This is a genomic window from Paraburkholderia sp. (assembly GCF_034668105.1).
In the GTDB taxonomy this organism is placed as follows: Bacteria; Pseudomonadota; Gammaproteobacteria; order Burkholderiales; family Burkholderiaceae; genus Paraburkholderia.
Window position 1 is genome coordinate 1 of sequence record NZ_JAXDPY010000715.1, and the last position, 13426, is coordinate 13426.

Consider the following 13426-nt stretch of genomic DNA (forward strand, 5'->3'; position numbering starts at 1 on the left):
GGTCTTGCGGCCGTTCAATGCCGCGCGGCGTGCGGCGAGCGTGGCGCGCACGTCGTCGCCGAGTTTCATCAGCCCGGCGAGTTCCGGTGCGGCAAAGGTTTCGTCCAGTTGCGTCACGCTGTTGGTAGCGGGATCGAAAATCAGATCGTATTCGCTCGATTTGCCGGCCGCGACGACCTCGAGACCCAGCGTGCGCGCCCAGCTCACCCAACCGATCAGGTTCGACGGCTGGTCGCCGTCGGCGGTCGTGTAGACCACGCCTGCTCGCGCCGCGAGTTGCGCGAGCGAGATGCCGGCCACCGCGTCCACTTCCTTGCTGACCATCGCCACGTGACGTTTGTGCTGCAACGCGCGGCGTGCGCAGCGATAGCCGATCGACGGATTGCCGGTCGCTTCCACGAGAATGTTGTAGCGCGCCGGGTCGAGCAACGCGACGTCCGCGATCAGCCCGATGGCGTTCCGCGGCAGCGCGGCGACCTCGTCCGGCGTGATGCATTCGACCAGATCCGCCGCCGGGTAACCGAGTTCCTCGCACAGCGCGCGCAGGCCCGCGATGTCCAGATCGCACAGCAGCGTCGGCGCGAGCCGCGGCATCAGACGCGTTTGCGCGAGCAGCGTGCGAGCGAAGCCGCCTTTCGCGCCGGTCAGCGCGTAGCGAACCTCCGGCGTTCCCGGGGCCGAGGCGCCGTTTCCGGCACGCATGGCGGCGTGGGCGCCGGCGCGAAACAGCAACTCGTAGTTCATTTCAAGTCCCCTGCAATGACTGCGCGCCGGTGCGCGCCGCGACCGTATCGCGGCGCTTCGCCCGGCGCTGAATAGGCAGACAGGGAGCATCGAAGCTGCCACTCCCCGGCAGCGGCCACCTTAACGAGATTTACCATCTGAGTCAAATTATTTAACACCGATTCACACGCAGCAGGATTGATGGCTACAATCGAGGCAAAGGAGATATCCATGACTTCGACCTCTCGCCCGTTGCTGGGCTGCATCGCCGACGACTTCACCGGCGCGACGGATCTCGCGAACATGCTGGTTCGCGGCGGCATGCGAACCGTCCAGACCATCGGCGTGCCGGCTGCCGACACGCTCATCGAGGCCGATGCGCTGGTCGTCGCGCTCAAATCCCGCACGGTCGCCGCCGCCGACGCCGTGGCGCAATCGCTCGCCGCGCTGGCATGGTTGCGCGCGCAAGGGTGCCGGCAATTCTTCTTCAAATACTGTTCGACCTTCGACTCCACCGAGGCCGGCAATATCGGCCCGGTGACCGACGCATTGCTCGATATGCTGAGCGCCGCGCCGAACGCGGCCCCCGCTTCACACAACTTCACAATCGCCTGCCCCGCGTTTCCCGAGAATCACCGCACCGTGTATCGCGGCCACCTGTTCGTCGGCGACGCGCTGTTGAGCGAGTCGGGCATGGAAAATCATCCGCTTACGCCGATGACCGACGCGAACCTCGTGCGGGTGTTGCAGCGCCAGACCCGTTCGAAGGTCGGCCTGTTGCGCTACGACACAATTGCGCAAGGCGCGCAGGCGGTGCGCAACGCCATCGAACAGATGCGCGCCGACGGCACCCGGATCGCGATCGCGGATGCAGTGAGCGACGCCGATCTCCATACGCTCGGCGCGGCGTGTGCCGAGCTTGCGTTGATTACCGGCGGCTCCGGTGTCGCGTTGGGTTTGCCGGCCAACTTCCGGGCGTCCGGTTCATTGCGCGCGAGCCACGCGGCCGATGCGCTACCGGCCGTCGCGGGCCCGTCGGTCGTGCTGGCCGGCAGTGCCTCGAAGGCCACCAACGCTCAGGTGGCCGCATGGCTGGCCACGCGCCCCGGTTTCAGAATCGATCCGCTCGCGCTCGCACGCGGGGAGCCGGTAGTCGATCAGGCGGTGGCTTTCGCGCTGAACCCCGCAACATCCGGCGATTCCCAACCCGTGCTGATCTACGCGACGACCACGCCGGACCAGGTGAAGACCGTGCAACGCGAGCTGGGTGTCGCGCGTGCCGGGCAGCTCGTGGAAGACGCGCTGGCGGCAATCGCAAGGCGCTTGCGCGAAGCGGGCGTGCGCAAATTCGTGGTGGCGGGCGGCGAGACGTCGGGCGCGGTGGTCCAGGCGCTCGACGTGCGGATGCTGCGCATCGGCGCGCAAATCGACCCGGGCGTGCCGGCCACGGCGAGCGTTCCATCTCATCCGGACGAAGCGCCGCTCGCCCTCGCCCTGAAGTCGGGCAATTTCGGCGCGGTCGACTTCTTCGACAAAGCCCTCGCGCGACTGAACGGAGGCCGCCAATGACCGGCACGATGCTCAATGCGAGCAGTACGGAGACACGTCTGCGAGAAGAAATCTGTGTGGTCGGCGCAAGTCTGTACGAGCGTGGCTATACGGTTGGCAGCGCGGGCAACATCAGCGCTCGCCTCGACGACGGCTGGCTGATCACGCCCACCGACGCGTGTCTCGGCCGGCTCGATCCGGCCGGCATCGCCAAGGTGGATCTGAGCGGCCAGCCCGTGTCCGGCGGCCAACCCTCGAAGACGCTCGCACTGCACCGAGGCATCTACGCCAACAATACCGCCACGCGAGGCATCGTTCACACCCACTCCACGCACCTGGTGGCGTTGACGCTAGCCGGGGTCTGGCGCGACACCGACGTGCTGCCGCCGCTCACGCCTTACTACGTGATGAAAGTGGGCCACGTCCCGCTGATCGGCTACCGGCGCCCTGGCGATCCTCAGGTAGCCGAGCAGATCGCCGCGCTGGCGGCGCAAGTGCGCGCCGTGCTGCTCGAACGGCTTGGGCCTGTGGCATGGGAGCGCTCGGTCTCGCACGCTTCGTATGTGCTCGAAGAACTGGAAGAGACGGCGCGTCTGTGGTTGATGTCGGCGCCACGGCCGGCGCCCCTGGACGATGCGGCAATCGACGAGTTGAAGGCCGTGTTTCAGGCGCGCTGGTGACGCTCGAAGCACGGCGCGCGAGCGCCGCGCCGGGTCTCGATTCACGCGTGGTGACGCCCGGAATCGGACCGCTCAGCCGCCTGCCCGATCATCTGTAGATGCAGTGCTTCGGTCTCATCGTCCGCGGGGAACATGCATTCGATCCGCAGTTCCTGCGCGGCGACCGATTGCGGCGTGCCCACGGTGGCGACCATTGAAAAGTAGTTCAGGACCTGCCCGTCCTTGACGAAGCCGACGGGTATCACCGGCATGGCCGCCGTAGCGGACGCGGCTCCCTCCGAGGTGCGACCGGCGGATTGCAAGTCAGCTCGCACATCCGGATAAGCACGCAGCGCGTCGAGCAACTCGCGCGTCCGCTCGTCGACCACGCGGCCAACCGACTCCCGGTAAACACGCTGAATCAGGCTATTCGCCACCGTTTCCCAATCGGCAACAAACGGCCGCATCCCGTGCGGATCGAAAATCAGATGCAGCATGTTGCGCGGCCCCTTGCGCGCCGCCATATCGATGAAGCAGTTGAAAAAGCGTGGCGCGGATTCGTTGGTCATCAGCACGTTCCAGTAGCGGTCCATGACGAGCGCGGGAAACGGTTCGTGCTGACGCAACATGCGCCCGAGTGCTTTCGTGACGCTCTGCATTTCCTGTGCGTTCCACGCGCTGTCGGCATACATCGGCGCGTACCCCGCTGCCAGCAGCAGCGTGTTGCGTTCGCGCAGAGGAATGTCGAGCGTCTGGGCGATATCCATCAGCATCTGGCGGCTCGGCACGCTGCGTCCGCTTTCGATAAAACTGATGTGCCGCTGCGAGACACCCGCGTTGAACGACAAGTCCAACTGGCTGACGCCGCGCATGTCTCGCCAGTGACGCAACAACGCGCCGAGTTCATTCGGCGGCGTCTTTCTTCCGGGATTCGCAGGATTCATCGGTCTCCTGTCCGCATGGTGAATACAGATGGATAAGCTCGGGTAGCCGGTGGCCCGCAAAGTCGTGGACACCCGGCGCCGACCGGTCGATCGAACCGGGCCGCTCAGCATACTCCTTGCTGCCGCGAGGCCCGTTTCAGCGGACCGCTACGCGTTCCACACATGCGCCTGGAACGGCGCTTCCACCGGAGGCCGGGTGATGTTGCCGGCGTAGTTCGTGATCGTCGAGGCGGCCAGCACCGCGAGCATCTCGAGCACCTGGTCGTGACGGAACCCGGCTTCGAGAAACTGGCCGACCTCCTTGTCATCCAGGTGCCCGCGTTTTTCGATCGCTGTTTTCGTCAGGGTGGAGAGCGCTGCATGCTTGCGATCCTCAGGCGCGCGGCCGTTGCGAATCGCGTCGACGTCGGCGGGTGAAAGGCCTTCTTTTAAGGCCAGCGCTGTGTGAAACGCGACCGCCCAGGAGCATGCGTTCGTCACGGCGTTTGTCAGCAGCAGCGTCTGTATCTGTGCTTCGGTGAAAGTGCCGGCATGAACTTTCTGGAACAGGCCGATGAAGGCGTCGATCAACACGGGCGATCCGGCCATGGCGCCCGCAATGTTGGGAATCAGGCCGAAGGTTTGCTGCAGTTGCCGAAGCACCGGCCTGGATTGTTCAGGCGCGGATTCAATCGTATGAAGGTGAAACGTCGTCATGAGGTGTCCTCGATCGTCAGCGCCGCTCGGGATGAGTTGCGCGATGACCGAAGAGTAGGCGCGAGCGTGCGGCTCGCCAATTACCTCGCATGTAATAGGATTTTTACCGCCGCTCAGCGCGGTGCAGTCCGCATTGCCCGATATTCGCGTCGCACGATATCCATCAATTCCTCGACCGACGTGCTGGCGGCCTCGCGCTGATATGTCACCCGTCCACGCTGCATCAGCATCACACGATCCGCGATGTCGAGCGTCTGGGCGTAGTTGTGCATGATCATCACGATAGACAATCCTCCTTTCTCCTTGAGCCGAAGGATCAGGTCGATGATCAGCCCAGCCTCACGGGCGCCCATCGCAGCGAGCGGTTCGTCGAGCAGGAGTATCCGCGCGTTCGAATTGACCGCGCGAGCGACCGCGATCGCCTGCCGCTGCCCGCCGGAAAGCTGTTCGACCGGCAGGTCCACAGAAGGCACATGCACGCCGATTTCCTCAAGACACTCCGCGGCGCGCGTCCGCATCGCGCGATTGTTCAACAACCGGAACGGCCCCCGATGGATGATCTCGCGGTTCAGGAACATGTTGTGATAAATGCTCAGCGAATTGGCCAGCGCCAGATCCTGGTAGACGCATTCAATGCCGAGCGAGCGGGCGTGATCGACGGAGCGAAGCAGCGTTTCCTCACCGCCTACAAAAAGCGTGCCGCTGGTCTGCTGATGGAACCCGGTGAGAATCTTGATCAGCGTGGACTTGCCCGCGCCATTGTCGCCCAGCACGCCGAGAATCTCGCCCTGCCTGAGCGTCAACGACACGCCGTCGAGCGCGGTCACCGCGCCGAAACGCTTGACGATATCTTCGCCGCGCAGCGCCTCCCCCACCTCGGCCATCACAACTCTCCCTTGCGCGCGAGACGCACCACGTGGATGTTGAAGATCATGGCCCCGAGAATCGCCGCGCCGAGAATCATGTTGAAGGTGAAGGCGTTGATGCCGATCAGCGTGAAGCCGTCGTTGAGAATGCCGAGCACCGCCGCACCGATCAAGCCGCCAATGATCGTGCCGGACCCGCCCGCCAGCGGTGTGCCGCCGATCACCGCGGCGGCGACCGCAAGAAACATGATCTGGTTGCCGCCCGCTTGTGGATCGATCGAGGTGATCCGGAAGCCTTCCAGAATCCCGGTCAGGCCGGCAAGGAACGCGGCAAGAATGAAGTTACCGAGTTTCAGGCGCCTGACCTGGATGCCCGCTTCGCTGGCGCCAAGCGGATTCGCGCCCGACGCGATCGTATGCAAGCCCCAGCGGGTGTGGCGAAGCAATACGTGCATCACGGCAGCAATGACGAGCGTCCAGATGATCTCGCTGTAGCCCCAGCCGCCCATGAACGCCGCAAACACCGAATCCTCCGGCGGCGAAACCGGGGTGCCGCGTGAAATCGTCAGCGTCAGGCCGTTGACGAAGAACAAGGTACCCAGTGTCGTCACGAAAGATGGGATGCGCAGATACACCGTCACCGCGCCATTGATCAGCCCGACGAGGCCCGCCGCGATCACGCCGGTCAACATCGCAAGCCATGCGGGCAAGCCTGCCTCGATGGCGAAATGCATGATGAAGGGCGCAAATGCGAAGACCATTCCGGCGGACAGATCGATCTCGCCGCCGATCATCAGCATGATTTCGCCGAACGCGATGATCGCCACGGGCGCGATGAACTGCGAGAGATTCTGCAGACTCGCGCTGGTCAGCAGAAAGTCGCGATTGACCGTCTCGAAGTAAATGCAGAGGATCAGCGCGACCGCAAAGATGCGAATCTCGCTGGAACGCCCGAGCACGCCTGACCAGCGCCTCGGGCGTTGCGCGGCTTTCTGGCTGTCCGTCACGGAAGACGTCACCCTTTGATCGCACCCGTGCGCGGCACGATCTGCGCCTTCGTGCTCTTGCCTTCATAGCGCGTCGACGTGGTCAGATACGGATCGACCGAGTCCTTGGTGACGAACTTCAGGCCCGTGTTGATATTGCCCGGTCCAACGAGGCCGCCGGAGGCGAGAAAGATGAACGCTTCGAGCACGGTATAGAAGCCCTGAACATAAGGCTGCTGGTCGATCGTGAAATCGAGAAAACCTTCATGGATCAGATCGACCGTGCGCGGCAACAGATCGAAACCGCCGCCATGCACGCCTTTGGAGGGCAGGTTGGACTCCTTCATCACCGTCGCCACGCCCTGGGTGCTGCCCGCGTCGACCGCGAACATGCCCTTGAGATCCTGGTGGCCGAGAAAGAACGATTTGATCTTCGATAGTTCTTCGTTGACGGTCGCGCCGGTCGCGATGGTTTGCACGTCGATCTTCTTGCCCGACTTCTTGATTGCCGCCACCGCACCGTCGAGCCGCGGCTGGATGTTGAGCTGGCCGGGCGTGGCGATAAAGAGCGCGACGAGCCCGCTGTCGACGAGGCTCACGATGCGTTCGCCCATCTGGTAGCCGGACAGGTACAGATCCTGGCCGATATAGGCGAGGCGCGGATTGGTCGATCCCGACGGCGCATCGGCGTTATAGGCAAACACGGGAATGCCGGCGTCGAGCGCGGCCTGGATCGGTTTGTCGAACGCCTTGGGGTCGACGATCGGTACCGCGATGGCGTCCGCCTTGCCGGCAATCGCGGCATTCACGGCATTCACCATTTCGGCGATGTCGGCATTGGCCGAGCCGGTCCATTGATAGTCCATGCCCAGTAAAGCGGTGGCGTCCTGAATGCCGTATTGCGTGGGAACGAAAAACGGATTCGTCGTGACATGGTTGACGAATACGATCTTCCAGCGCTTGTGCGCCGGAAACGAACCCGCTTCCGCCGCCTGGGCCGGCGTGATCACACCGCCCATCAGCGCCAGCGCCGCCGCGAGGCCGGCGCCTTGCAGCAAGCCGCGGCGCATGCCCTGCACTTCGTCCTGGTCTTCCCCTTTGTGCGCCATCTCAGTCTCCGTCTCTCAGTTGTTAGACACTTCACTGTGCGTGACGGCGCAGACCGGCAAAGCCCCCGGAGGCGGGTATCGCTACCCCATGAAACCCGCGTGCACGCGCGTACACATGACGACCCTCCGAAAATGCTATATCACGGCACTTTGCCTACTAATCGATGTATACCCTTAACGAGTCGGACTCGTTATTTCCGCTGGCGCGGTGAAGCTTTTTGTAATCCCAATTAGCGGTTTTTTCGCCATGCAATGGCGGCCTGACGCGACTCGAAAGCGGGCTTAATGGGTCAAGTGAGGAATCCAAAGGTATTCGGCTCGCGTCGGGTTCGCGTGGCGAGTCACGGGAGCTCATCCAACGCTATAAACGGAATCACACGAGAAATAAACGCGAGGCAATGCTAGAATCGCCGGCGTCTTTACGCTCACCACCATGACTCCACGCTCCCGCAACCACCTGACCGCATGGCTTGGCCTGATCGCCATGTGGCTTGTCGTGTTCGCGCCGGTCGTGAGTCAGATGCTGGTATCGAACCGCGCGCACGAGCCTTTCGCGGCGCTCTGTTCGGCGCTGCAACCGGCCAGCCAGAGCCTGGTCAGCCAGTCCACCCAGGCCAGCCCCGCGCCGGTCCATCTCAGCCACGACGACGCCTTCGGCGCATGCGGCTACTGCCACCTGCTCCAGCATCACGTCGCCATGCCAGGCGTCGCGGCGATCGAACTGCCGCCCGCACTCGCGCTGGCCGGCACCGCGCCGCCCGCCCTCTCCACCCGCTTCACACCGCTTGGCGCGTTCCCGTCCGGACGCCCAAGAGACCCACCCGCCGTTTCCTGATCGCTGTTGTTCCTGATCGCGCGTCTCGTCGCACCCGTTGAGGGGCGCGCGATCGCCTGTTCAATGCATCGAGGAAACGTTCATGTTCAACTTCGCCCTGCGAAGGCTGTCCTTTTGCGCCCGCCGTCGCGACCACCGTCGCGCCCGGCGCTTTGCCACCGGTCGGCCTTCGCTGTCGAATTTTCAGGCGTATTGGCCCGCGCTGGTTCCGGCATTCGCGCCGGCGTTCATCGCTGCCCCGGCCCACGCGGAGACCGCGCCCGCCGATGCCACGCTGCCCGCTGTCAGCGTCATCGCCAATGCCAATGGCGGGAGCAGTCCACACCCCGTCGACCCTAACCTGCCGGCCTCGGTCGAAACCGTGACGCGCGAGCAGTTCGACAACTGGAACGTGGTCAACACCGAGGACGTGTTGAAGTACATGCCGAATCTCGCCGTGCGCAAGCGCTTTATCGGCGATCTGAATTCGATCATCGCCGTGCGCGGCACCAGCAACACGCAGAGCGCCCGCGGCCTCGTCTATGCGGACGGTCTGCTGCTCAGCAATCTGCTCGGCAACAGCTACTCGTTTCCACCGCGCTGGTCGATGGTGTTCCCCGACGAAATCCAGCAGGTCGACGTGATCTACGGACCGTTTTCCGCGCTCTATCCAGGCAATTCCCTGGGCGCCACGGTCCTCATCAGCACGCGCATGCCGACGAAATTCGAAGCCGACGCCGACCTCAAGGCCTTCACCCAGCACTTCAGCCTGTTCGGTGTGAATCAGAATTTCAACGGCAGCGAAGCGAGCGCGTCGATCGGCGACCGGCTCGGGAAGTTCTCGTATTTTCTTGGCGTGAACCACCTGGAGAACACGAGCCAGCCGCTGCAATTCGCCACGCTCGCCAAGTCCGGCACGCCGGCGAAAGCCGGTGACACGCCGGTTACCGGCGCGTACTTCTACAACAACCAGACCAATACGCCGACCGCGGTGCTCGGCGTGAACGGCGAAGGAATCGAACATACGGTGCAGGACCAGTTCAAGCTGAAGATGCAGTACGACTTCACGCCGACACTGCAGGCTGCGTTCACACTCGGCTACTGGCACCAGACCTACAACAGCGAGACGTCGAGCTTTCTGCGCGACGCGAACGGCAATCCCGTGTACAGCGGCAAGGTCGCGATCGGCGGCTACGAGTACACGATTCCGGCGGCCGCCCTCGCCCCGAGTCTCGGTCACAGTGAAAACTGGCTTTACGGGCTCACGCTGAAGACCCGCAACGCCACCGGCTGGAACGGCGAAGCCATCGCTTCGTACTACGACGTCGGCAATAGCGTGGCGCGCACCGCGAATTCTGGCGCGCCGGGCAACGGTCCCGGCACGGTGATTTTCGGCGACGGCGCCGGCTGGAAAACGCTCGACCTGCGCACCACGTACACCCCCATGACGCCGCAGGCGGGATGGATGAACCACGCGCTGAGCTTCGGCTATCACTACGACAACTACTTCCTCGACAACGAGAGTTACAACACGCTGAACTGGCGTGACGGCGCGGCCACCTCGTTTGCCAATGCGTTCGCCGGCAAGACCCAGACCCAGGCGCTGTACGCGCAGGATGCATGGCGTTTCCTGCCGCGCTGGAAATTGGTCTACGGCGTACGTTATGAAGACTGGCAAGCCTATGGTGGTTCGCAGTCGCTGCCCGGTACAGCCATTCCGTACAGCGACGCGAACCAGCAACACTTCTCGCCGAAAGCCTCATTGTCGTTCGATGTCACCGACGATCTGAGCTTGCGCGCCTCCATTGGCCGCGCGTATCGCTTTCCGACCGTCGGGGAGATGTTCCAGGGGCAAATCAACGGCTCGTCGATCATCAACAACAATCCGAACCTGAAGCCCGAAGACGATCTGTCGAAAGAGCTCACCGCCGAATGGGCGCACTGGAACGGCGTGTTCCGCTTCTCGCTGTTTCAGGACGACGTGAAGAACACGATCTTCTCTCAGACCGACACGACCGTGATTCCGAACGTGACGAACTTCCAGAACATCGGCAAGGTGCGCTCGCGTGGCGTCGAAACGAGCTACTCGGGACAGGATGTGTTCGTGCGCGGCCTGGATCTGCTGGCAAGCGTGGCCTACACGCAGTCGAAAATCATCGCGAACGCGCAGAACCCGGCGACTGTCGGCAAGTACTTCTATCGGATTCCGCTGTGGCGCGCCAACCTCGCCGCGACGTATCACATCGACGAACGCGCGGCGGTTACGCTCGCCGCGCGCTACTCCGGCCGCGAATACAACACGCTCACCAATAGCGACACGAATCCCGATGTATTCGGCGGCACCAGTTCATACACGGTCGCGGACGCGAAGTTCACGTTCAAACCGACAAAGCTGAGTGAAGTCGGCATTGGCGTGGACAACCTGTTCGATGCGCGTTACTTCGTCTACCACCCGTATCCGGGCCGCACGTTCTATGTCGAAGCGAAGCTGCGCATGTGAAGCCGCGGTTTGCAAACCGATCGACCTACTCATTGCTTCAGGAGCATTGAATGTCCACTACCGCTCAACGCACGACCACGGCAACAGCCACGGCGAGCGCCGGCTACCGAACGCTCTGGCGCTGGCACTTTTATGCAGCGCTCTTTGTGATGCCGTTTCTGGTCGTGCTTGCGATCACCGGCACGCTGTATTGCTTCCAGCCGCAAATCGAGCCGCTGCTTTATCCGCATCGCCTGATCGTCGAACCGCAAGCCTCCGCCAGACTGACCGAAGATGCACTGCTCGCGAAAGCCCGCGCGGCGATGCCCGCCAATGCACGCGCGGTGACCGTCCCCATCGCGAACGCCCCGGATCGCAGCACCGAGTTCATCTTTCGTCTCGCCAACGGCGAAAAGCAGAGCGTCTATCTGAACCCGTACAGCGGTGAAGTCTTAGGCACGCTGAGCGTCGAGCGCCGCTTCATGCAGGTGGACCGCATGCTTCACCGCAAGCTGCTGCTCGGCAAACCCGGCGAGTTGCTGATGGAGTTGGCTGCATGCTGGACCCTGGTGATGATCGGCACCGGCGTCGCACTCTGGTGGCCGCGCGGGCAAACCCCGGCACGCGCGGCGCTCGTGCCGCGTTTCTCGCTACAAGGACGCGCGCTGTGGAAGAACCTTCACGCCGTGATGGGCGTCTGGCTCGCGCTCGGCGCGCTCGCGTTCGTGCTGAGCGGTCTGCCGTGGTCGGGTTCATGGGGTAAGCAGTTCAAGGCGCTCGCGAGCGCCGCCAATCTTGGTGCGCCGCCGGGCTCGTGGGGTGGTGGCTTGCCGTTGCGCTCCACGCTGCCGGGCATGCGCACGGGTGAACATGCGGGCACGCTGGACACAAGCGCCGGGACGGAATCGGCGCCGGGCGTCGGCGCATCGCACGACGAACGTCAAGCGCACGCAACCCGCGATCAACACGCTGAACACAGCGCGCACGCAGCGAGCATGAACTCGATGCCCGGCATGGTGATGGACGACCTGCCGTTGCCGCTCACGCCATGGGCCGTCGGCAATACGCGGGTGCCGGCATCCGCCGATACACAGGCGGCACAAGCGTTGCCACTCGGACGCATCGTCAGCCTGGTCGCATCGCTCGGTGTCCCGAACGGTTACGACATCGTGCTGCCGGCCTCCGCCACCGGCGTCTACACCGTCTCGTACTTTCCGGCCGACCCGAAAAACGAGCGCACGCTGTACATCGACCAATACAGCGGCGCGGTGCTGAAAGATATCCGTTACGGCGACTACGGCGCGGTGTCGAAGGCCGTGTCGTACGGTACGTCGTTACATATGGGCCGCTATTTCGGCCTCGCCAATCAGATTCTGTGCGCCGCGATTTCACTCGGTCTGGCGGCCATGGCCGTAACCGGCTGCGTGATGTGGTGGAAGCGGCGCCCGCGGCGCTCGCTCGGCGCACCGTCGCGCGAGCGCGCCGCGCCGCCGATGCGCGGCTGGAAAACCGGTCTCGTTCTGCTCGGCCTCGTCTTCCCATTGATGGGCGCCACGCTGCTCGCGGTATGGCTCGCCGATCGCACGATTGTCGGTCGCGCCGCGCGGCGAGCTGCCTGAAGGTTCATTCCCTCTGTCAAAACCAAGGAACACATCATGACGACATCACGCAACCTTCTACTCGCCGCCTTGCTGTGCGGTTCCTCGATGCAGGCCTTCGCGGGTGCCGCGGCAACCGCGAGCGTTTCGGACTGCTGGATTCGCGCGTTGCCGGGCGATCTACCGTCGGGCGGCTATTTCAAGGCAAGCAATAGCGGCGACCAACCGGTCAATCTCGTTGGCGTGGGCACCGACGCGTTCGGCATGGCCATGCTGCATCAAACGCAAAGCCAGGGCAGCACCTCATCGATGGCGATGGTCGACCAGGTGGCGGTGCCCGCGCACGGCTCGCTCGTGTTTGCACCGGGCAACTATCACGTGATGCTGGAGCACCCGAAGCAGCCGCTCAAGATCGGCACGACGATTCCGCTGACGTTCTCGTTCAGCAACGGCGAGAGAGTCACCACCGCTTGCATGGTGAAAAGCGCGGGCACGATGGCGCAGTGATGCCCCCTGCGGCCACCGAGTGACTGTGAGGCGGTCCGGTCCGGCACGAGCGGAGAACAACGTGATGCGGACAAGCTGCGCCGCAAGCTTTAATTTGCGCTGTTCAGCCAAATCCTTGCGCTGTCAGCTCGTTTACGCTACATTTTGCTCGGTTATGATCGTTTTGTTTTGCAATCCGGCGAGGTGAAGTCATGCAACGAACGCGACAGGATGCAATGGAAGGCCTTCTGCCCGAGGAACGGGAGCGGCTGATTCTGGAACGGCTGCGGGCACAGGGCCGCGTCCTCGCGTCCGAACTCGCGGCTGAATTCCAGACGTCCGAACACACGGTGCGCCGCCACTTGCGCGAACTGGCCGAGCAGGGTCACTGCAAGCGCGTCTATGGCGGCGCGCTGCTGATCTCGCCTTCCGGCGAGAGTGCGGCGATCCGCCTGCGCGAAGCGGTGGACCGCAAGGCCTGTCTCGCCGCTTCCGCGGCCTCCATCGTCCGGCCGAAG

At 63.6% G+C, this 13426-nt stretch carries 12 protein-coding genes and 1 pseudogene; 7 read left to right on the forward strand and 6 right to left on the reverse strand.

What is annotated here, in order from left to right; translation table 11 throughout:
• Positions 1-744, reverse strand: a pseudogene (locus QOC89_RS31485) (homoserine dehydrogenase); the annotation flags it as partial.
• 210 nt (positions 745-954) lie between these two features.
• Between QOC89_RS31485 and otnK the strand changes: the two are divergent.
• Both otnK and QOC89_RS31495 read left to right on the forward strand, forming a co-directional pair.
• Positions 955-2292, forward strand: coding sequence for a 3-oxo-tetronate kinase (gene otnK, locus QOC89_RS31490; RefSeq protein ID WP_323048618.1), 1338 nt, complete (start codon positions 955-957; stop codon positions 2290-2292).
• Entirely contained in the window at positions 2289-2951 is a 663-nt protein-coding gene (locus QOC89_RS31495; protein ID WP_323048619.1) for an aldolase, read from the forward strand. The genes otnK and QOC89_RS31495 overlap by 4 nt, the downstream gene beginning before the upstream one ends.
• A 41-nt stretch (positions 2952-2992) precedes the next feature.
• On the opposite strand, the gene QOC89_RS31500 is transcribed toward QOC89_RS31495, so the two are convergent.
• From QOC89_RS31500 to QOC89_RS31520, 5 genes are all read right to left on the reverse strand, one after another.
• On the reverse strand, positions 2993-3874 hold the full coding sequence (locus QOC89_RS31500) for a helix-turn-helix transcriptional regulator (RefSeq protein WP_323048620.1): 882 nt from the start codon (positions 3872-3874) through the stop codon (positions 2993-2995).
• A 147-nt stretch (positions 3875-4021) separates the two neighbouring features.
• Positions 4022-4570, reverse strand: a complete 549-nt coding sequence (locus tag QOC89_RS31505) for a carboxymuconolactone decarboxylase family protein (RefSeq protein ID WP_323048621.1) — start codon at positions 4568-4570, stop codon at positions 4022-4024.
• A gap of 113 nt (positions 4571-4683) precedes the next feature.
• Positions 4684-5454: an ATP-binding cassette domain-containing protein gene (locus QOC89_RS31510; protein WP_323048622.1), complete on the reverse strand. Its 771-nt coding sequence runs from the start codon at positions 5452-5454 to the stop codon at positions 4684-4686.
• Positions 5454-6455, reverse strand: a complete 1002-nt coding sequence (locus tag QOC89_RS31515) for an ABC transporter permease (RefSeq protein ID WP_323048623.1) — start codon at positions 6453-6455, stop codon at positions 5454-5456. Before QOC89_RS31515 ends, QOC89_RS31510 begins: the two co-directional genes overlap by 1 nt.
• The gene (locus QOC89_RS31520; protein ID WP_323048624.1) at positions 6452-7531 is read right to left on the reverse strand and encodes a sugar ABC transporter substrate-binding protein; all 1080 of its coding nucleotides are present in this window, start codon (positions 7529-7531) and stop codon (positions 6452-6454) included. Before QOC89_RS31520 ends, QOC89_RS31515 begins: the two co-directional genes overlap by 4 nt.
• A gap of 433 nt (positions 7532-7964) precedes the next feature.
• Between QOC89_RS31520 and QOC89_RS31525 the strand changes: the two genes are divergently transcribed.
• The 5 genes from QOC89_RS31525 to QOC89_RS31545 all read left to right on the forward strand — a co-directional run.
• The gene (locus QOC89_RS31525; RefSeq protein ID WP_323048625.1) at positions 7965-8366 is read left to right on the forward strand and encodes a DUF2946 domain-containing protein; all 402 of its coding nucleotides are present in this window, start codon (positions 7965-7967) and stop codon (positions 8364-8366) included.
• Between the two features lie 82 nt (positions 8367-8448).
• Positions 8449-10845: a TonB-dependent receptor gene (locus QOC89_RS31530; protein ID WP_323048626.1), complete on the forward strand. Its 2397-nt coding sequence runs from the start codon at positions 8449-8451 to the stop codon at positions 10843-10845.
• A gap of 50 nt (positions 10846-10895) precedes the next feature.
• Positions 10896-12443, forward strand: a complete 1548-nt coding sequence (locus QOC89_RS31535) for a PepSY domain-containing protein (RefSeq protein ID WP_323048627.1) — start codon at positions 10896-10898, stop codon at positions 12441-12443.
• 36 nt (positions 12444-12479) lie between these two features.
• Positions 12480-12929: a copper chaperone PCu(A)C gene (locus QOC89_RS31540; RefSeq protein WP_323048628.1), complete on the forward strand. Its 450-nt coding sequence runs from the start codon at positions 12480-12482 to the stop codon at positions 12927-12929.
• A gap of 215 nt (positions 12930-13144) precedes the next feature.
• Positions 13145-13426, forward strand: a 282-nt coding sequence (locus tag QOC89_RS31545; protein ID WP_323048629.1) for a DeoR family transcriptional regulator, incomplete at its 3' end; no start/stop codon positions are given.